The organism is Enterobacter sp. ECC-249, assembly GCF_043965265.1.
GTDB lineage: Bacteria > Pseudomonadota > Gammaproteobacteria > Enterobacterales > Enterobacteriaceae > Enterobacter > Enterobacter quasiroggenkampii.
The window spans coordinates 2,957,732-2,977,705 of record NZ_CP143660.1 but is presented as its reverse complement, the minus strand read 5'-3'; the positions used below and the strand labels follow the sequence as shown (position 1 = coordinate 2,977,705).

Below are 19,974 nucleotides of genomic sequence, written 5' to 3'. Positions count from 1 at the left end.
GACGATGAGCAACGTTGAAACCATTAAGGTGGTCCCGGCGCGTTATCCGCTGCGGACCGTCGGCGCCGCGGTGGCGCTGTTTGTCCTGGCGGTCGTGATTCAGTCCGTGGCCTTTAACCCGCGCTGGGAGTGGGCGGTGTTCGCACGCTGGTTTTTTGACCCGGTGATACTTGAAGGTGTCGGTCAGACGCTGCTGCTTACCTTGATCGGCACCGCGCTGAGCGTGGTGTTGGGCGGCATGCTGGCGCTGGCGAGACTGTCCTCGTCATGGCTTCTGAGCAGCCTGGCATGGGGCTATATCTGGCTGTTTCGATCGCTGCCGCTGATTGTGGTGCTGATCATCCTGTACAACTTTTCCTATCTCTACGACACGCTCTCTCTCGGCGTGCCGTTCACCGGCATCACCTGGGGCAGCTTTGAAACCATCAACGTGCTGGGGCAGTTTTCTACCGCCGTGGTGGGGCTAACCCTGGTGCAGAGCGCCTATACCGCCGAGATCATTCGCGGCGGGTTCCTCGGAGTCGATCACGGCCAGTATGAGGCCGCCGCCGCGCTCGGCCTGCCGGCCTGGCGCCGCACGGTGCGCATCATTTTGCCTCAGGCGCTGCGCACCATCCTGCCTTCGGGCTTCAATGAAATCATCAGCCTCGCCAAGGGCACGGCGATGGTGTACGTCCTGGCGATGCCGGAGCTGTTCTATACCATTCAGATGATCTACAACCGCACGCAGGAGGTGATCCCGCTGCTGATGGTCGGTGCCGCCTGGTACCTGGCGATCACCACCGTCCTGTCCGCTATTCAGTACGGTGTTGAACGTGCACTCGCCCGCAGCGAACGCCGCTCTGCGGTTAATCAGAACCGTAACACCCGTCGTACCCGTTCTGTCACCACCACGCCAGCACAGGAGCCTATCCATGCAAGCCTCTCCTGAAGGACATATTTCGATTACCGGCGTCAGCAAGTATTTCGGTCGCCATAAGGCGCTCGACAACGTTTCTCTTGAGATCCCGCCCGGGTCCGTGACGGTCATCCTCGGGCCGTCCGGGTCGGGCAAATCGACGCTGCTGCGCACCATTAATCACCTGGAGCGCGTCGATGAAGGCTTTATCCAGATCGACGGGGATTACATCGGCTATCGCCGTCAGGGCGATAAGCTCTACGAGCTGAAGGAGAAAGAGATCCTCAAACAGCGCGTCAACGTCGGCTATGTATTCCAGAACTTCAATCTCTTTCCCCATCTCACGGTGCTGGAAAACCTGATTGAGGCGCCCATTGCGCATAAAAAGCTCAGCAAAAAAGAGGCGGTGGAAAGGGCGTATAGCCTGCTGGACGTGGTCGGGCTGAGGGACAAAGCCGATGCCTGGTCCCGCCATCTCTCCGGCGGGCAACAGCAGCGCATTGCGATTGCCCGCGCGCTGGCGTTACGTCCCCGCGTGATGTTGTTTGATGAACCCACGTCGGCGCTGGATCCGGAGCTGGTAGGGGAAGTGCTGGATGTGATCAAAAAACTGGCCCGGTCCGGTACCACGCTGGTGGTGGTGACCCACGAGATCGGCTTTGCCCGGGAAGTGGCGGATCAGGTGGTGTTTATGGTCGACGGAAAAATTGTCGAGCAGGGAAGCAGTGACGCGGTATTAACCCGTCCGTCACATGCGCGAACGCGCCAGTTTCTCTCCAAAGTCTTGTAAGGAGTGCCAATGAAATATGGACTTCTGGCGGGGCTGGTCTTCACGACGGCGAGCCACGCCAGCATTGATTTGAAAGCCAACGAGCAGCCGCTGCCGGTGACGGTGGATCGGCAGGCCGTGGCGAAGATCCCCGCCAGTTACAAATTCGTTGAGCCGGGAACGCTGACGGTCGCCGTTTCGGCGCTGAACTCCCCGCCGCTGGCGCTGCTGGCCAGCGATAACCGCACGCGAATCGGCAGCGACCCGGATATTGCCCGCCTGCTGGCGGGCAGCCTGGGGCTGAAGCTAAAGCTGGTGCCGACGGCGTGGGAAGACTGGCCGCTGGGGATCGCTTCCGGGCGTTACGACGTGGCGCTGGTGAACATTGCGGTGACCGAACAGCGTAAAGAGAAGTTTGATTTTGCGACCTACCGCGTCGATTCGCTGGCATTTTCGGTGAAATCCACCAGCGAAATTCAGTCAATCAAAAGCGCGGAAGATCTGGCCGGGAAAAGGGTGATTGTCGGCTCGGGTACCAATCAGGAGCGCATCCTGCTGGGCTGGAACGAAGAGAATAAAAAGGCGGGGCGGGCGCCCGCGCTGCCGGTCTATCTCCACGACGATGCCTCGGGCAATCTCTATATCCAGTCCGGCAGGGCAGATGTGTTCTTCGGACCGCAGTCGGTTTCATCTTACAAAGCGGCGCTCACCGGTAAAACCCGCGTGGTCGGTTTAGGGCCGAAGAAAGCCTATGTCGCGACCACGACCAAAAAAGGCAATGAGCTGGTGTACGCGCTGCAGGCCGCGCTGGACGGCGCGATTAAGCGCGGTGATTACCAGAAGGTGCTGGCGCGCTGGGGCGAACAGGGCGAAGCGGTAGCGCAATCGGAGGTCAACCCGCCTGGGATAACCTACTAATGGTGCTCTACACTTAGGGTTTTCATCCCTCACCCTCAGGGGGCAACATGATTAAACTTTATGGCGTACCCGGCTGGGGATCGGCGATCGGTGAGGTGATGCTGACCCTGGCTGATATCCCTTATCAATTTATCAACGTGGACGGGTTTGACCAGCCCGGCCCGCAGCGTGAATTGCTGCAAAAGCTCAACCCGCTGTGTCAGGTACCCACGCTGGAGCTCGAAAATGGCGCCATCATGACCGAAACGGCGGCGATTGCCCTGATGGTGCTCGACAGATGTCCCGATCTCGCTCCGCCCGTGGGGCAGGCCGAACGTCAGCAGTTTCAGCGTCTGCTGATCTGGTTTGTGGCCAACGTCTATCCCACGTTTACCTATGCAGACTATCCCGAGCGCTGGGTGCCGGATGCGCCAGAACAGCTGCAGAAAAACTGCATCGCATACCGGAAATCCCTCTATTTGTGGTTCGAAACTCAGCTCAAGGCCGCCCCGTTTGCGTTGGGGGAACGGCTGACGCTGCTCGATGTGTATATTGCGGTGGCGCGCACCTGGGGGCCGCGTCACGACTGGTTTGCCGGGAACACCCCTAAATTTACGGCGATTGCGGACACCGTATGTCAGCTACCGGAACTGCACAAGGTGTTAAAGGCAAACAATATTATCTGATAACGTGTAACCCTCATTCACAACCGGAAGCCTGCACATGCCACACGTAGATATTAAATGTTTTCCCCGCGATTTGAACGACGAACAAAAAGCAGCCCTGGCCGAGGATATTGCTGAGGTCATTATTCGCCATTTCAACAGCAAAGACAGTTCCGTGTCCGTTGCGTTGAATCAGGTGAACCAGGAGGGCTGGAAAGCGCAGGTCTGGGATACCGAAATAGGACCGAAGCTGGACGAGTTAATTAAAAAGCCCGGCTATTCAATGTAAGATCTTCTGCCGGGGAGCGAATAAGTGCCCCGGCTTGTTTTCCCGTTTTCGCAAAAATCGATAAAAATGCGTTTTGTCTTATCCGCTACACTTAACGTTTCTGGCTGACTTTTTATTCATCCTTAGGAAAGATCTTCAACAGAATCAATTAAGGACAGACACGTTAAAGGATAATTTTCTGATGACAAAATTACCCCGTTTTTCACTCGCCTTTCTTCATCCCCGTTACTGGCTAAGCTGGGCCGGCATTGCCGCACTGTGGCTTATCATGCTGCTCCCTTATCCGCTGTTGTTCAAAATCGGTCATGGCCTTGGTCGACTGGCGATGCGCCTGCTTCCTCGCCGCGTCGAGATTGCCCGCCGCAACCTGGAGCTCTGTTTTCCGGAGATGAAAGAGGATGAACGCGAGTCACTGCTGCAGCGTAATTTTGAATCGGTAGGAATGGGGGTGATCGAGACCGGAATGGCATGGTTCTGGCCTGCATGGCGAGTGCGGAAATGCTTTACCGTGACGGGATATGAGCACATGGAAAAGGCCAGAGCGCAAGGAAAGGGCGTGGTGCTGGTGGGGATGCATTTTCTGACGCTTGAGCTGGGCGCGCGGATATTTGGCATGCTTAACCCCGGTATTGGGGTCTATCGTCCCAATAATAATGCGCTGCTGGACTGGCTTCAGACGCGCGGACGCCTGCGCTCAAATAAAACCATGCTCGATCGCCATGATTTAAAGGGCATGATCCGCTCGCTGAAGCAGAATGAAATTTTGTGGTACGCCCCGGACCACGACTATGGCAAAACCAACAGCGTGTTTGTGCCCTTCTTTGCGGTTCCGGATGCCGCGACGACCGCTGGAAGCTATATGCTGGTCAAAAGCGCTAAGCCTGCCGTCATTCCCTTTGTGCCTCGCCGCAGGGCGGATGGCTCCGGTTACGAGCTGATTATTCTTGAGGATATCAGCGAGGCGTTGCAGGGCGGCGATAAAGAAGCCGTGGCGACGCAGATGAACAGGGCAATTGAGCAGGCCGTACGCATGGCGCCAGAGCAGTATATGTGGCTGCACCGTCGCTTCAAAACGCGTCCTGAAGGGGTACCTGACCGGTATGCCCGTCTGAAAAAGGCGGCAACTCGGGGTGATAGTCTCTCCGCCAGCGATTTTTCTGACCGCTCAGGCATACAGCACTAAAACCACAGCGATGCCCTCACCCTGCGGTGAGGGCACGATCGGCGCTACAGCGCGGATCGGCGGTACGGCGCATAGTCCGCCTGCCACCAGGTCTTCTCAATGCGCGCCATTAACGTTTCATCATCTATCGCCGGTGCCACGCCCTGTTCAATCGCGGCCCGGGCGACGGCAACGGCAATCTGGCGCGAGACCGTTTCAATCTGATCTACCGGCGGCAGCAATCCTCCTTTTTCTGTGGTCACCAGCGGTGACTGTGCGGCCAGGCTGCGGCTTGCTGCCATCAGCATCTCTTCCGTCACCCGGCGCGCGTTACAGGCCAGCACGCCCAGTCCCAGGCCCGGGAAGATATAGGCGTTGTTACACTGGGCGATCTCGTAGTGCGCATTTTCCCAGAATACCGGGGCGAACGGGCTGCCGGTGGCCACCAGCGCGGCTCCCTGGGTCCAGGCGATGAGATCCTGCGGCTGGGCTTCCGCCCGCGACGTTGGGTTCGAGAGCGGCATGATGATTGGGCGCGGACAGTGGCGATGCATCTCTTTGACGATCTCTTCGCTGAAGAGTCCCGGCTGACCTGAAACGCCGATCATCACCGTGGGATGCGCGTTCTTCACCACGTCCAGCAGGGAAATATTCTTCGCGTCTACCTGCCAGCTGCAAACGGCGTCGCGCGCGGTAAGCAGGTTTTTCTGGAAATCGAGCAGGTTGGTCATGTCGTCGGTCAGCAGGCCGAAGCGATCGACCATGAAGATCCTGCTGCGGGCTTCGGACTCGGTCAGGCCGTCGTCGACCATCAGCGCCACAATTTTTTCAGCGATCCCGCACCCGGCCGAGCCGCTGCCGAGGAAGACCACGCGCTGATCGCGAATACGCGTTCCCGCCGCGTGGGCCGCAGCGATCAGGGTCCCTGCGGTGACGGCTGCCGTGCCCTGGATATCATCATTGAAGCAGCACAGCTGGTCGCGGTAGCGCTGGAGAAGTCGGGTGGCGTTTTTCTGCGCAAAGTCTTCAAACTGCAGGAGAACGTTGGGCCAGCGCGCTTTAACCGTGCTGATAAACATATCCATAAATTCAGCGTATTGATCGTCGCTGATGCGCGGATGACGCCAGCCCATGTACATCGGGTCGTCGAGGTGTTGCTGATTATTGGTGCCGACATCCAGCATAATCGGGAGGGTAGAGGCCGGATGGATCCCGCCGCAGGCGGTATAGAGCGACAGCTTGCCAATTGGGATACCCATTCCGCCGATACCCTGATCGCCAAGCCCTAAAATACGTTCTCCGTCCGTCACCACAATCACGCGAACGTCGTTGCGCGAAAAACTTTGCAGCATCTCATCAATACGATGGCGGTTAGGCCATGAAATAAACAAGCCGCGCGCCCGGCGATAAATCGTAGAAAAATGTTCGCAGGCTTCACCGACCGTCGGGGTATAGATAATCGGTAACGTCTCTTTCAAATGTGAACGCAAGAGGTTGTAAAAGAGAGTTTCATTTGTGTCCTGAATATTGCGCAAATAAACATGACGTGAAATATCGCTTTTAAAATGGCAGAACTGCACCCAGGCGCGCTCGGTTTGCTCTTCAATGGTTTCAACGTTATGCGGCAATAATCCATGCAGGTTAAAATTATCCCGCTCTTCCTTAATAAAGGCGAGACCTTTATTTAGTAGCGGGTTTTCCAGCAATACGGCCCCGTTATAGGGGGTGTAAAGAACTTCTTTCCGGGACATGGTTAACTCCTGAATTTTTAAACGAAGCAGAAATAAGATGAGCAGAAACAGTGACTTTAAGGATGATAAAGGCACGGAGTTTTCTGTGTTTTGTTGGAGGGCTAATTTAGCGCTTAGCTAACGGAGCAGGAGTGACAAGGTTCACATTCTTTATGGTTTTATTAATTTCAAAAGGATTGCATCGATCGTCGTAAATAACTTTAGTTACATAATAATGAATTAAATTATTTAAAAGGGAAGGGCTATTGTGTTCACATTTCTCTTTGGCGGCTCATGTTAATTTTACGCTGAGCCTGTTTTTAGAAAAGGCCATCTAAGTCATTAATTTATATTTAAGAACATTTATTCGTATCAGGAATAGTTCCAGTTTATTCCTTTCTCTGTTTATCCGAACACAAATTCAGGTGATTATATGAAAGATAATCCTGTACCGACTTCTGAACTGGCGACCTCGCGTTTTGCCTTTGGGCTCAACAATACCGAGGTCGGCACGGTCCCGTTGATGCTGTTCGTCGGGATTGCCGCAATTGTGGCGACGTCCGCCTGGGCAGGGCTGCTGCCGAAAAATATGATCGGTGGTCTCGCGGTCATCATGACCCTCGGTTTCGCGTTTGCCAAAGTGGGGCGTCAAATCCCGGTGCTGAAGGATATCGGCGGCCCGGCGATTCTGTGTCTGATGGTGCCTTCCGTGCTGGTCTATTTTGGCGTCTTCGGGAAACATACCCTTGATACCGTGCATCTGCTGATGAAAGAGGCGAATCTGCTCTATTTCGTCATCGCCTGCCTGGTGGTCGGCAGCATTCTGGGGATGAACCGGGTGCTGCTGATCCAGGGGATGATGCGCATGTTTGTTCCGCTGGTGGCGGGAACATGCATGGCCGTGCTGAGCGGCCTCATTGTGGGCTCACTGTTTGGTTATACGCCTTACCACACCTTCTTCTTCATCATTGTGCCTATCATTGGCGGCGGGATTGGAGAGGGGATTTTGCCCCTGTCCCTGGCCTATTCGGCAATACTGGGGCAGACGCCGGACGTCTACGTGGCGCAGCTGGCACCCGCTGCGGTCGTCGGGAATATCTTCGCCATTATTTGTGCGGGCTCGCTGGCGCGTCTCGGCGCGAAACGTCCTGGGCTTTCGGGAAATGGCATGCTCACGCGGAGTAAAGACGACGCCAGCCTGTTTGCCGGAGCGCAAAGCGCGCAGCAGACGGATTTTCATCTGATGGGCGGCGGATTGCTGATGGTATGCGCGTTTTTCATCGTCGGCGGATTGTTTGAAAAACTGGTCCACATTCCCGGCCCGGTGCTGATGATACTGATTGCCGTCCTGTGTAAATACTTCAGGGTGATCCCGGCCTCAATGGAGCAGGGCGCACACAGCTGCTATAAATTCGTCTCGGCTGCGCTGGTCTGGCCGCTGATGATCGGCCTCGGGATGCTATACGTGCCGCTTGAGAGCGTGGTGTCGGTCTTCTCGGTGGGCTATGTCGTGGTATGCGGTTCGGTGGTGATTGCGATGGCGCTGAGCGGCTACTTTATCGCGTCGCGTCTGAATATGTATCCCGTTGAAGCGGCGATTGTAACCTGCTGCCACAGTGGGCTGGGCGGGACGGGGGACGTGGCCATTCTGTCCGCGTCTAACCGGATGTCGCTCATGCCGTTCGCGCAGATCGCCACCCGCATCGGCGGCGCGTCGACGGTCATTTTCGCCACCCTGCTGATGGGCTGGATTATGGCGCACTGATTCAAAACGTCAGGATACTGAATCGCAACGACATTTACAGCGTGTCGCTGCGGTTCAGTCCTTTATAAAACTCACCGCGCTGTATAGAATTACCGCAGCCACAGCGACGGGACACCACACGATGACCGGAAGAGTTGATTATCAGATTGAAAAATATCTCCTGACCGAAGCCGCCGAACCGGAGCGCCTGACGCGCCAGTGGGCGGAGGTGCTGGAGGAGTGTCGTGAGCAACAGTCCGGTGCGGAGGATCGTCTGCGTCTCGCGTTGCTTAATGTGGACTACGTCACCAGCTTCGAGCTGCCCTTCAGGCTACTTCTCACCCGCGCGCCCCAGTTGATTGACGCTGTCAGAAAAGAGCTTCAGCTCAGTCAGAAAAATGTTCTGTTTAACGGCAAGCGCTTTGGCTGCGTCTACAGCCTTAAACGGGATCTGGACGGTATACCTGACGAGTTTACCTATCACCTGAAGACGCGTATCCAGCGCAGTGACGCCACGGGCGCGACGGAAGCGTCTTACCGGCAAATTGCCCAGCAGGTGAAAGCCCCAAAGGAGCGCCTCAAGCTGGCGCTGGAAAACGGACTGTCTGTGACCGCGCTCGACGGGCTTTTCTGGTTTGGCATTCAGCGCATCGCGGCTGATGTACAACGTCTACGCAAAACAGGGATGCGGATCGTGACGTCCAACGCCGAGGTGTTCGATACGCTCACCAAAACAACCCGGCAGATCCCGGTCTATCGCCTGGAAGGGACTGAAATTACTTAACCTGCAGCAGGATCGCCATCAACCCTGGAAAACGGGTATCCAGATCGTCTCGTCGCAATGAAATCATGTTTTCGCGTCCCTGCGGACGCTGCCAGATGACCCCGCTGTCGCGCAATACGCGCCAGTGATGGGTCATCGTGGACTTCACCACATCTTCCGGGCGCAGCGCGTTGCAGCTGAGTTCGCTGCCGTCGGCGAGCCGGCGAATAATCGATAGCCGGAGCGGGTTGCCGAGGGCAAAGAGCACATTTTCCAGCAGTATTTGTTCAGTTTCAGGGTGGTTAGGAATCATCGTTTTCCTGCGTATGGCGTCAGATTGAGCTATATCAACAATAGGTCAACCCTTAAAAAATAGTTCGATAATACTCGTACAATAGGACTATTATAGCAAACGAACGAATGCACGACCATCCTGGTCGTCACAAACATGTCATAGTGACTAAGGAAATATCATGCCCCGACCCATCCCTCTCGAACGTTATCGCAACATCGGTATCTCCGCGCATATCGATGCCGGTAAAACTACCACCACTGAGCGCATCCTGTTTTATACCGGGATGAGCCACAAGCTGGGTGAAGTACACGATGGCGCGGCAACCACTGACTGGATGGCGCAGGAGCAAGAGCGCGGGATCACCATTACGTCCGCGGCGGTTAGCTGCTTCTGGCCAGGCATGGACAGAGGCTATGAACCGCACCGGATCAACATCATCGACACTCCGGGGCACGTGGACTTCACCATTGAGGTGGAGCGTTCCATGCGCGTACTCGACGGTGCCGTGATGGTGTATGACTCCGTGGGCGGCGTGCAGCCGCAGTCGGAAACCGTCTGGCGTCAGGCCAATAAATATCACGTTCCGCGTCTGGCCTTCGTCAACAAAATGGACCGTCCGGGTGCCGATTTCTTCCGCGTCGTGCGGATGATGCAGGAACGCCTGAAGGCCAATCCGGTGCCGATTGTCATCCCGGTGGGGGCCGAAGATCACTTCACCGGTGTGGTGGATTTGATCAAGATGCGCACCATTCTGTGGGACGACGCGACGCAGGGCATGGTGTTTACCTATGCGCCCGTGCCGGACGATTTGGTCAGTACCGCCCAGGAATGGCGGGAAAAAATGGTCTCTGCGGCGGCGGAAGCCAGCGATGAACTGATGGACAAATACCTGGAAATCGGCGATCTCGACGAAGCGGAAATCATCAAAGGGCTGCGTATCCGAACCATCTCAGGTGAAATCCAGCCGATGCTGTGCGGCAGCGCGTTCAAAAACAAAGGCGTACAGCGCATGCTCGATGCGGTCATTGAGCTGATGCCGTCGCCGCTGGACGTGCCGGCCATTGATGGCGTGGATGAAAAAGGACAGCACGCGGAGCGTCATCCAAGCGATGATGAGCCGTTCTCGGCCCTGGCGTTCAAGCTGATGAGCGATCCATACGTCGGGCAACTGACCTTTATCCGCGTGTACTCTGGCGTGCTGCGCAAAGGCGACGCGGTGTATAACCCGGTGAAAGGGAAGAAAGAGCGCATCGGGCGTATCGTGCTGATGCATGCCAACGATCGCCACGAGGTGGATGAACTGCGCGCCGGTGATATCGCGGCCTGCGTTGGGCTGAAAGATGTGACCACCGGCGACACGCTCACCGATCCGAATGCAGTGATCACGCTTGAACGCATGGAGTTCCCGGACCCGGTTATCTCGCTGGCGATCGAGCCGAAAACCAAAGGCGATCAGGAGAAAATGGGGATCGCGCTGCAGCGTCTGGCGGCGGAAGATCCGTCTTTCCGACTGCATACTGACGAAGAGTCCGGCCAGACCATTATCTCCGGGATGGGTGAGCTACACCTTGAGATCATCGTTGACCGCATGAAACGTGAGTTTGGCGTCGAGGCAAATATCGGTCGTCCACAGGTGACCTACCGTGAAACCCTGCGTAAAACGGTGAAGGATATCGAAGGCAAATTTGTCCGACAGTCCGGCGGTAAAGGCCAGTACGGCCATGTGGTACTGAGCCTGGAGCCGCTTGAGCCTGGAAGTGGTTTTAAATTTGAAGATGCCACCAAGGGCGGCGTGGTGCCGCGTGAGTATATCCCGTCCGTTGAGAAAGGGCTGCGGGAAGCGATGAACAGCGGGGTGCTGGCGGGCTATCCGGTAGTCGATGTCAAAGCGACGCTGACGTTTGGCTCGTATCACGACGTCGACTCCTCGGAGATGGCGTTCCGCATGGCGGCGATCCTCGGCTTTAAAGAGGGCGCCCGCAGGGCGGATCCGGTGATTCTTGAGCCGATCATGCACGTGGAGGTGGAAACACCGGAAGAGTACGCCGGTAACATTATGGGCGATCTCTCTTCCCGCCGCGGCATGGTGCAGGGGATGGCGGAGCAGTACGGCAGTCAGATTATTCGCGCTGACGTGCCGCTGGCAGAGATGTTTGGTTATGCCACCACATTGCGCTCGATGTCCCAGGGACGCGCGACGTATACGATGGAGTTCCATCATTTTGCGGAAGCCCCGCGGAATGTTGCGGATGAGATTATTTCACGGCGTGCGAAGTAGTTAATGCATTGCACATGGTAGTCGCTGGGCTACCATGTGCTTTTGCCGCTGTAGCAGAAGGCTTTCATATACGTTTATTACTTGATCAGCGTGGCCGATCGAACTTTCCATTTCCCTTTTTCCTGAACGAGACAATCTGCTACAACGTGATCTTGTTTCTTACCAAATGCGATATAAACGTTTGTGCAAACGGCATCAAAATCAGAATGCAGAACGGTTATCTGATCCCAGTCCTCATCCCAGTCCTGCGCTTTAATGAACATATCAGCATCGGGCATGTCTTTTTCGTTACTGTCCTCTGAGTACATATCCTTAATTGCAGCAACTGTCCCTGAGGCAACGTATTCATTCATAACCTCTGGATTCAGCACTGGCGGTTTGTCCTGATTCAGCTGAGCGATATACCATTGATTGAATTTAAGCGCAGCCTGGCCTGGGGCATAATCAGTTTGGGCTACCGCGAATGGAGACAGGGCAAAAAGAAAAAAGCAGAGTATTTTCATTAGTCGTGCCTGAACAGTTCGTAATGAGGCTGTATATTTCGGTAAGCCTGTCCCGGATACAGGGTGCGTTGTACGAAATCGCTTATCCACTGCTGGCCATCATAAATGCAAACGTGCCCGCTATCGTGACCCACTATATTTTGGATAACGGCTACGTCTCCGGCATGAGGTTGATCGTATACCAGGCGGAATCCAGCGTTGGCCAATGTACGCCCCATATCTTTTGCCAGACGCGTATTGGGAATTTTTAATTTTCCCCCCGTTCTGATCGCTTCGGTGACGTAGCGAGCACAATAACCGGTGCTCTTCGGTTGGGCGTGTGATTTGGCATAGGAGATTGCGCCATCTTTATTCCATGACATTGATATTTCCTTAACGGGAGAGTGCTAATGCAGCAACTCCGGAAATATCCTCCGTTTTACAACGCAAGAGTAAACATAAAATGCCATAGAAATTTAATATAATTCAGCCATATATGATTTAAACAATCAATCCAGCGCCTTCACCATCTTCCCACTTGCCACAAACGTCCCGGCCCCAAGATGATGCAGGGTATTGAGCTTATCCTCGTCAAACTGCCAGCGTCCGGCGATAAACGCCCGCTCATCCGCTGCCGCTGAAACCACTTCCCCAAACAGCGTGTCGTATTTCTCCGCTGCTGATGTGGCGGGTAATAACCGGCACTCCATCCACGCCAGACATTTTTCTTCAATCACCGGCAGGCCAAGTTCAGGACCGTTCACCACCGGGATCCCGTAGCAGTTGAATTTGTCCTCATCGCGCCCGCTGACGCTGCCGACCGCGTAAGTCCAGTTGGTTGCCGCCACGCCGGGGATGACGATGCCAAATTTCCCGCTGCGTTCAATCAGCTCGCGCGACCAGGTACTTTTGTCCACCACGATTGCGATACGCGGCGGTTCAAACTCAACCGGCATTGACCATGCGGCGGCCATCACGTTACGTCTGTCGAGGCTTTCATCCCGGCTGGTGATAAGCACGGTAGGGCCGTGGTTCAGCAGACGGCTGGCATGACGTAATTCAACAGGGCGAAAGTGGCTCATAGGATCTCCTCATCTACATCGATGAGTATGACGAAAAAGCACGGAAATCAAAGTGAGCGCGTAAAATTAGTTTATAAACAGAACATCACAATCAAAGGAAACTGATTCATGTCCCCATTCCTGACCGCCTATTTCGCCCGCATCGGCTGGACGCAACCAACTCAGGTGGATATCGATACCCTGCGCGCGCTGCATTTACATCACAACTGTGCAATCCCCTTTGAGAATATTGATGTCGTTCTGCCGCGCGAAATCCAGCTTGACGATCGGTGTCTGGTCGACAAGCTGGTCACCGCACGTCGCGGAGGATATTGCTTTGAGCAAAACGGCCTGTTTGAGCGGGCATTGCGTGAAGTCGGCTTCACGGTACGCAGCGTGCTGGGACGCGTGGTATTAGCGAGCCCGCCGCAAATGCCGCCGCGCACGCATCGCCTGCTGCTGGTTGAGCTTAACGGCGAGCGCTGGATTGCGGACGTGGGGTTTGGCGGCCAGACGCTGACGGCGCCAATTCGTCTGCTCGCCAGTGAAGAACAGGAAACGCCACACGGCCTGTATCGTTTGCTGAGCGAGGGCAACGATTGGGTGCTGCAGTTCCGTCACCACGAGCACTGGCAGTCGATGTACCACTTTGACCTGACGACGCAGTATTTTAGTGATTACGTGATGGGGAATTTCTGGTCGGCGCACTGGCCGCAGTCCCATTTCCGCCATCATCTGCTGATGTGCCGCCATCTGCCGGACGGCGGCAAGCTTACGCTGACCAACTTCAACTTTACCCACTGGCAGAACGGTCATGTGGAGGAGCAGATCCACCTGCCGGATGCAAAGGCGCTTTACCAGCTGATGCAGGAACGCTTTGGGCTCGGCGTTGACGATGCAAAGCACGGTTTTTCTCTGACAGAACTGACGGCGGTAATGGCGGGCTTTGATACGCACCCTCAGGCCGGGAAATAATGCGCAAAGAGGTGGGCTGTAGGCCGGGTAAGGCGTCGCCGCCACCCGGCAACATCACGGCTGAGACGGGGGAGTAAACAATTCGAGCGTGATTAACTTATCCAGATGATTGTTAAACGCGGCCTCATCCATTTCGGGCATGTTTAAGATATACATCCCGTCAAGACCGCACACCAGGCCAATCAAGCGCCAGGCGATATTTTCCGCCCGATCGCCGGGACGAAATACCCCGGCTTCCGTTCCCGCGTTGATCAGCGCCACCGTTTCCTGGTGCCACATCTCCATGGTCATCACATAGGCGCCCTTGATGTCGGCATCGCGGCTGGCAAGGATCTGGGCTTCACGCCACAGTCGAATATAAGGCTCGAACCTGCCGTCATCGCTGCCGAGCATGGCATGAAGCTGCTCCCGCCAGCCGGCCTGTTTGCCCGCGACATCCGCATCCAGCAGCTCGCGGATTAGCCGCACGAAGGCCAGCGATTTTAGCTCCCCGCCGGACGTGAAGTGATGGTGAACCTGTCCGGTCGCGACGCCGGCTTCAGCCGCAACGCGGCGTACCGTCATTGCCGCCAGTCCTTCGGCCAGCGCCACGCGCATGGCGGCCTGTAAGATGGCCTCGCGCCGTTCATCCTTGCTCAGATATCGCATCTTTACTCACTCTCAATGGGAACGAAACGAGTGTAACAAAAAGCTGGACACGCGTTCAACTTTACGTAGGATCGCAACCTGGACATGTGTCCAGGTTTAAAATGAAAAGGAAATTTATGTTTCGTCAGTGGTTAGCGTTAGTGATTATCGTGCTGGTGTATATCCCGGTGGCGATTGACGCGACGGTGCTGCACGTGGCGGCGCCAACATTGAGCATGACGCTGGGCGCCAGCGGTAACGAATTATTGTGGATCATCGATATCTACTCGCTGGTGATGGCGGGTATGGTGCTGCCGATGGGTGCACTCGGTGACCGGATTGGTTTTAAACGACTGCTCATGATTGGCAGCACGCTGTTTGGCCTGTCGTCGCTGGCGGCAGCGTTTGCCCCGTCAGCAGGTTGGCTGATTGCGGCGCGCGCCTCGCTGGCGATCGGTGCGGCGATGATTATTCCGGCCACCCTGGCAGGGATCCGCACGCTTTTTACCGACGCGAAAGATCGCAACATCGCGCTCGGCGTCTGGGCAGCGGTCGGTTCCGGCGGGGCGGCGTTTGGCCCGCTGATTGGCGGTATGCTGCTGGAGCATTTTTACTGGGGATCGGTGTTTTTAATCAACGTGCCGATTGTGCTGGTGGTCGTGTCGCTGGCCGCGCGTTTTGTACCCCGTCAGCAGGGCCGCCCGGAGCAGCCGCTGAATATCAGCCATGCCATCATGCTGATTGTGGCGATTTTGCTGCTGGTCTACAGCGCCAAAACCGCGCTTAAGGGCGTACTGTCGCCGTGGCTGGTGGTCGCCGCGCTGGTTACCGGCTCGGTGCTGATGTTTATCTTTGTGCGTATTCAGCTTCGTGCCCGCGTACCGATGATCGATATGCGTCTCTTCTGCCATCGCATCATTTTGAGCGGCGTAGTGATGGCGATGACCGCCATGATTGCCCTGGTCGGGTTTGAGCTGCTGATGGCCCAGGAGCTGCAGTTTGTTCACGGCTTTACGCCGTTTGAAGCGGGCATGTTTATGCTGCCGGTGATGGTCGCCAGCGGCTTCAGCGGGCCGATCGCGGGCGTGCTGGTTGGACGATTAGGGCTACGCATCGTCGCGGCCGGCGGCATGGGGCTCAGCGCCGTCAGTTTTATCGGTCTGTCGACGCTCGACTTCAGCACGCAGCAGTGGCAGGCGTGGGGGCTGATGGTGCTGCTCGGCTTCAGTGCCGCCAGCGCGCTGCTGGCCTCGACCTCGGCAATTATGGCGGCCGCGCCGAAGGAGAAAGCCGCCGCCGCAGGGGCCATTGAAACCATGTCCTATGAGCTGGGCGCCGGGCTGGGGATCGCCATTTTTGGTCTGCTCTTGACCCGCAGCTTCTCGGCCTCAATTGAACTGCCGCAGGGGCTGAATGCCTCGCTCGTCGACAAAGCCTCGTCATCCATTGGTGAGGCGATGAAGGTGGCGCAGGATCTGACCCCGACGCTAGCCGAGCCGGTGATTGAGGCGGCGAAAAGTGCGTTTATTACCTCCCACAGCGTGGCGCTGGGAAGTGCGGGCGGCATGCTGCTGTTGCTGGCAGTAGGGATCTGGTTCAGCCTGGCGAAGGTCAATCCGCAGTAAAAAACGCGGTAAAACAGGGGCGGAGGTTGGCGCGGGCGGGGCAGATGGGCTATGTTTTTTAAAGGATTATCTGACTCTTGCTGGAAAATATGAGCCCGCGCCACGGCAGTGAACCGTCCCAACCTCTCTCCCGGTTAACCCTGCTTGCAGGGGGCGCGCTGGGCGTCGTTTTTGGTGATATCGGCACCAGCCCGCTTTATACCTTCCGGACCGTGCTCTCGCTCTCTGAGCATGCCCCGACGCCCGACGTCATCCTGGGCCTGCTCTCCCTGATTACCTGGACGCTCATCCTGGTGACCTCCATCAAGTATGCCGCCTTCGCCATGCGAATTGATAATCATGGCGAGGGGGGCATTATGGCCCTGATGTCGCTTCTGGTGGAAAAAGGCAAAGGCGGGCGCTGGGTCATTTTTGCCGCCCTGATCGGCGCCGCGCTGATTTACGGTGACGGCGCGATAACCCCGGCCATCTCCGTGCTTTCCGCCCTGGAAGGGCTGGAGATGGTCATTCCGCAATCCCTGCCGTACATATTACCCCTGACGGTGGCGATTTTGCTGGCGCTGTTCCTCATCCAGCCTTTTGGCACCGCCCGCATAGGAAAAATATTTGGCCCGGTGATGGCGCTGTGGTTCCTGGCGATTGCGGCCCTGGGCGTGCGGGGGATCGTTCAGCACCCCTCGGTACTGTTGGCCCTTAATCCTGCTTACGGCATCGCGTTTTTGTTTTCGAACGGGTACACCAGTTTCCTGGTCCTGGGAGGCGTATTTCTCTGCGTGACGGGGGCCGAGGCGCTGTACGCCGACATGGGTCATTTCGGTAAAAAGCCCATCTGGCTTGCCTGGTACGGCGTCGTTTTTCCTTCGCTGCTGCTCAACTATGCTGGTCAGTCAGCGTTGATTCTGGCCGGTGCCGACAGCAAACAAAATCTATTCTATACGCTCTGTCCACCAGCGCTGCAGGTGCCGCTCATCATTCTTGCCGCGCTGGCGACGATCATCGCCAGTCAGGCGATTATTACCGGCGCTTTTTCCATGACCCGCCAGGCCATTCAGCTTGGCTGGTTACCCCGGTTACGCATTAAACAGACGGCGGCGGAAAGCTACGGTCAGATTTATATCGGGATAATAAACTGGCTGCTGATGGTGGTGACGATAGGCCTGGTGGTGTTCTTTAAATCCTCCGATAAGCTTGCCGCGGCGTACGGCATTGCCGTGTCGTTAACCATGCTGATGACGACAGGACTGCTGTTTGTTGCCATGCGGGAAGTATGGCGCTGGAGCCTGTTCAGCAGCGGGATTATCGCCCTCTGTTTCCTGACGATCGATGCCACCTTCTTATTTGCCAATCTGATTAAGGTTCTTGAGGGCGGCTATATTCCGCTGCTCATGGCCGCCGCCATTTGTACGGTGATGCTGATCTGGCATCGCGGCGTTAAGGCGGTATCCGCATCGGTGGGCGAGAAGGGCGTCAGCGTGGATGCGTTCTTTGCTCAGCTTCAGCAAAAAACGGTGCCCAGAGTGACGGGTTCTGCCGTCTTTTTGACCCGCACGCAGAACAATATCCCGCCGGTGATGCGCTGGCACGTCGCGCGAAACCGGGCGCTTCAGCAGGACGTATTGTCGCTGACCATTGATATTCTCAACGTGCCCTACGTCGGCGAAGAGCAGCGTATCAGTGTGGAGCAGCGCGCGCCGGGCTACTGGCACGGCGTGGCGCAATATGGCTTCATGGAACACCCGAACATCCCGCGTTTGTTGCAGGGCGTCAGCGAGATTAACGCAATTTTTGCCACGGACGATGCCACCTGGTACGTCGGGCATGAAACCATTGTGGCAGGTGAAAGCGGGACAGGCATGGCGGCCTGGCAGCGACACATTTTTGCCTTCATGAAGCGCAACTGCACCCACGTCATCAACCACTACCACCTTCCCAGCGATCGGGTGGTTGAAATCAGCCGGCGCGTTGCCGTCTAGCGTCGCGCGAAAGCAGGGGCTGCTTTCGCGCCGTTCTAGCTCTCCTGGGCCGCGGACAGGACGCTGTGCAACAGCACGTTCGCCCCTTTCTCCGACCACTCCGGCAGGATCCTTTCCGCTTCGTTATGGCTGATGCCTTTCACGCAGGGGATAAAGATCATGCTGGCAGGGGCAATTTTGCTGACGTAGCAGGCGTCATGTCCCGCACCCGAGACCATCGGTTTCGACGAATAGCCCAGTTCTGCCACCGCCTTCTCCGTGCGGGCCAGACATTCGGCATCAAACGCGATGGGCGCGTAGTCAAAAATGCGCTCAACGAGAGCCGACACGCCGCGCAGGCTCAGGCTCTCAGCCACCTTATGCAGCGCCGCTTCCATGGTTTCCAGAGCCTGCTGCGCCGGATGGCGAAACTCCACGCTGCATACCACGCGAGACGGCACGACGTTGCGCGAGTTTGGCGTAACCTGCGCCATACCGATCGTCGCGCGTCCGTCCGCCGCATGCCGATAGCCAATTTCTTCCACCTTCAGCGCCAGCTCTGCGAAGGCGGTCAGCGCGTCGCGGCGACTGTGCATCGGCGTGGTGCCCGCGTGGGCGGCAAATCCGTCCAGCGTCAGGGTAAACCAGCGCTGGCCCATTGCCGCGCGGACTAACCCGATATCCAGGGCTTCGTCTTCCAGAATCGGGCCCTGTTCGATGTGCAGTTCGTAGCAGGCGTGAACCGGAAACGCACGGGCAGGGGCTTCACCCCGGTAGCCAATGCAATCCAGCGCTTCACCCACGGTGATGCCATCGTTATCCGCGCGGGCATGAGCGTACGCTTCGCTAAACTGCCCCGTCCAGACCCCTGAAGCGAGCATGGCTGGCGCAAAGCGCGCGCCTTCTTCGTTAGTCCAGTTCACCAGCACGATGTCACGCTCCGTCTCAACGTGATGGTCATTGAGGGTACGCAGCAGCTCCAGCCCGGCCAGCACGCCGTAAACCCCGTCATAGTTTCCGCCCAGCGGCTGGGTATCCACGTGTGAACCCGTCAGGACCGGGGCAAGCTGCGGGTTTTTCCCCGCGCGGCGGATAAACATATTGCCCATGCTGTCGACGTCACAGGTAAAACCGGCTTCCCGCGCCCAGTCGCGCAGCAGGTTACGCGCAATACGATCTTCTTCGCTCAGCGCCAGACGGGTGACGCCACCGGCGGGCGTGCCGCCGATCTGCGCCATCATCTCAAGCGTTGACCATAGCCGTTCTGCGTTGACGCGGATCATGGCTTGTCCTTGCTGCTGCGGTAGCGGAAATCACAGCACGAACCGCCCTGCATGATGGTGGTAGTGCGGGTCAGCTTCACGTCAGGCGCATAGCCAACGATGAATTTTTCATCGCGCGCGCAGGAGAGCAGGTGACCAATCTCGCCCAGCCCCATCTCGTGATACATCTCCGCGTAGCGACAGCGGGTCACGTTGTAGTTGTACTGCTGGTCGTCGGCGTCGATCACCTTTACGTCAAGGGCGTTATCTTTCTCCCACAGATACTGCAGGGCGATAAAGCTCTTCACATCCGCGCCGTTGGGTTCTTTGCTGGCAAACGCTTTGCCAGCGTCAATCGCGGCCTGCTCAATGGCCTCGCCAATCACCGCCTGGGCGCGGGCTTTCCCTATCTCGCGCACCAGGATTTCATAAATTGGCTTAATAATTTCGGCTTCAATTTTGCGGCGGGCGAGAATGCCCAGCTCGTTATTATCACTCAT

The 19,974-nt window shown here is 56.7% G+C and carries 20 protein-coding genes; 12 read left to right on the top strand and 8 right to left on the bottom strand.

The annotated features are described in order from the left end of the window. The first annotated feature begins 4 nt into the window (after positions 1-4). The 6 genes from V1587_RS14270 to V1587_RS14245 all read left to right on the top strand — a co-directional run bounded on the left by V1587_RS14270 (position 5) and on the right by V1587_RS14245 (position 4,701). The gene (locus V1587_RS14270) at positions 5-931 is read left to right on the top strand and encodes an amino acid ABC transporter permease (RefSeq protein WP_371898206.1); all 927 of its coding nucleotides are present in this window, start codon (positions 5-7) and stop codon (positions 929-931) included. Next, positions 915-1,688, top strand: coding sequence for an amino acid ABC transporter ATP-binding protein (locus V1587_RS14265; RefSeq protein ID WP_371898205.1), 774 nt, complete (start codon positions 915-917; stop codon positions 1,686-1,688). Before V1587_RS14270 ends, V1587_RS14265 begins: the two co-directional genes overlap by 17 nt. 9 nt (positions 1,689-1,697) lie before the next feature. Then, positions 1,698-2,585, top strand: a complete 888-nt coding sequence (locus V1587_RS14260; RefSeq protein WP_371898204.1) for an ABC transporter substrate-binding protein — start codon at positions 1,698-1,700, stop codon at positions 2,583-2,585. Between the two features lie 47 nt (positions 2,586-2,632). After that, positions 2,633-3,250: a glutathione S-transferase family protein gene (locus tag V1587_RS14255; RefSeq protein WP_371898203.1), complete on the top strand. Its 618-nt coding sequence runs from the start codon at positions 2,633-2,635 to the stop codon at positions 3,248-3,250. A gap of 37 nt (positions 3,251-3,287) precedes the next feature. Continuing rightward, positions 3,288-3,518, top strand: coding sequence for a tautomerase PptA (gene pptA / locus V1587_RS14250; RefSeq protein ID WP_371898202.1), 231 nt, complete (start codon positions 3,288-3,290; stop codon positions 3,516-3,518). Positions 3,519-3,699: 181 nt separating this feature from the next. Further along, positions 3,700-4,701, top strand: a complete 1,002-nt coding sequence (locus V1587_RS14245; protein WP_371898201.1) for a Kdo(2)-lipid IV(A) acyltransferase — start codon at positions 3,700-3,702, stop codon at positions 4,699-4,701. 44 nt (positions 4,702-4,745) lie between these two features. On the opposite strand, the gene V1587_RS14240 is transcribed toward V1587_RS14245, so the two are convergent. Beyond that, complete coding sequence (locus tag V1587_RS14240) at positions 4,746-6,431, bottom strand: NAD-dependent malic enzyme (protein ID WP_371898200.1); 1,686 nt, start codon at positions 6,429-6,431, stop codon at positions 4,746-4,748. A 412-nt stretch (positions 6,432-6,843) separates the two neighbouring features. Here V1587_RS14240 and V1587_RS14235 point away from each other — a divergent pair, with 412 nt between their 5' ends. After that, the gene (locus V1587_RS14235; RefSeq protein ID WP_395314393.1) at positions 6,844-8,175 is read left to right on the top strand and encodes a 2-hydroxycarboxylate transporter family protein; all 1,332 of its coding nucleotides are present in this window, start codon (positions 6,844-6,846) and stop codon (positions 8,173-8,175) included. Between the two features lie 121 nt (positions 8,176-8,296). Next, positions 8,297-8,938: a helix-turn-helix domain-containing protein gene (locus tag V1587_RS14230; protein ID WP_048029846.1), complete on the top strand. Its 642-nt coding sequence runs from the start codon at positions 8,297-8,299 to the stop codon at positions 8,936-8,938. Here V1587_RS14230 and V1587_RS14225 read toward each other — a convergent pair. Further along, positions 8,931-9,230: a helix-turn-helix transcriptional regulator gene (locus V1587_RS14225; RefSeq protein ID WP_008501755.1), complete on the bottom strand. Its 300-nt coding sequence runs from the start codon at positions 9,228-9,230 to the stop codon at positions 8,931-8,933. The two genes, V1587_RS14230 and V1587_RS14225, sit on opposite strands and share 8 nt — an antisense overlap. Positions 9,231-9,390: 160 nt before the next feature. On the opposite strand from V1587_RS14225, the gene fusA reads away from it, so the two are divergent. Next, the gene (gene fusA / locus V1587_RS14220) at positions 9,391-11,490 is read left to right on the top strand and encodes an elongation factor G (protein WP_371898198.1); all 2,100 of its coding nucleotides are present in this window, start codon (positions 9,391-9,393) and stop codon (positions 11,488-11,490) included. A gap of 77 nt (positions 11,491-11,567) precedes the next feature. Here fusA and V1587_RS14215 read toward each other — a convergent pair whose 3' ends face one another. From V1587_RS14215 to V1587_RS14205, 3 genes are all read right to left on the bottom strand, one after another. Beyond that, on the bottom strand, positions 11,568-11,993 hold the full coding sequence (locus tag V1587_RS14215) for a DUF3828 domain-containing protein (protein ID WP_371898197.1): 426 nt from the start codon (positions 11,991-11,993) through the stop codon (positions 11,568-11,570). Beyond that, positions 11,993-12,355, bottom strand: a complete 363-nt coding sequence (locus tag V1587_RS14210; protein ID WP_371898196.1) for a CHAP domain-containing protein — start codon at positions 12,353-12,355, stop codon at positions 11,993-11,995. Before V1587_RS14210 ends, V1587_RS14215 begins: the two co-directional genes overlap by 1 nt. 126 nt (positions 12,356-12,481) lie before the next feature. Continuing rightward, positions 12,482-13,054, bottom strand: a complete 573-nt coding sequence (locus tag V1587_RS14205) for a flavin reductase family protein (RefSeq protein ID WP_371898195.1) — start codon at positions 13,052-13,054, stop codon at positions 12,482-12,484. 108 nt (positions 13,055-13,162) lie between these two features. On the opposite strand from V1587_RS14205, the gene nhoA reads away from it, so the two are divergent. Next, on the top strand, positions 13,163-14,008 hold the full coding sequence (gene nhoA / locus V1587_RS14200; RefSeq protein WP_371898194.1) for an N-hydroxyarylamine O-acetyltransferase: 846 nt from the start codon (positions 13,163-13,165) through the stop codon (positions 14,006-14,008). A 54-nt stretch (positions 14,009-14,062) separates the two neighbouring features. Here nhoA and V1587_RS14195 read toward each other — a convergent pair whose 3' ends face one another. After that, positions 14,063-14,656 (bottom strand): TetR family transcriptional regulator, encoded by a 594-nt coding sequence (locus tag V1587_RS14195; protein WP_395314392.1) that lies wholly within the window; start codon positions 14,654-14,656, stop codon positions 14,063-14,065. Positions 14,657-14,772: 116 nt separating this feature from the next. On the opposite strand from V1587_RS14195, the gene V1587_RS14190 reads away from it, so the two are divergent. Together V1587_RS14190 and V1587_RS14185 are read left to right on the top strand one after the other, a co-directional pair. Next, positions 14,773-16,260, top strand: coding sequence for an MFS transporter (locus tag V1587_RS14190; protein WP_371898192.1), 1,488 nt, complete (start codon positions 14,773-14,775; stop codon positions 16,258-16,260). An 89-nt stretch (positions 16,261-16,349) separates the two neighbouring features. Further along, the gene (locus V1587_RS14185) at positions 16,350-18,233 is read left to right on the top strand and encodes a potassium transporter Kup (protein ID WP_371898335.1); all 1,884 of its coding nucleotides are present in this window, start codon (positions 16,350-16,352) and stop codon (positions 18,231-18,233) included. 35 nt (positions 18,234-18,268) lie between these two features. Here the strand turns inward: V1587_RS14185 and V1587_RS14180 are convergent, their stop codons facing one another. Both V1587_RS14180 and V1587_RS14175 read right to left on the bottom strand, forming a co-directional pair. Continuing rightward, a complete protein-coding gene (locus V1587_RS14180; protein WP_371898191.1) occupies positions 18,269-19,495 on the bottom strand; it encodes a Zn-dependent hydrolase in 1,227 nt (408 codons plus the stop codon). Then, a complete protein-coding gene (locus V1587_RS14175; RefSeq protein ID WP_371898190.1) occupies positions 19,492-19,974 on the bottom strand; it encodes an L-2-amino-thiazoline-4-carboxylic acid hydrolase in 483 nt (160 codons plus the stop codon). The genes V1587_RS14180 and V1587_RS14175 overlap by 4 nt, the downstream gene beginning before the upstream one ends.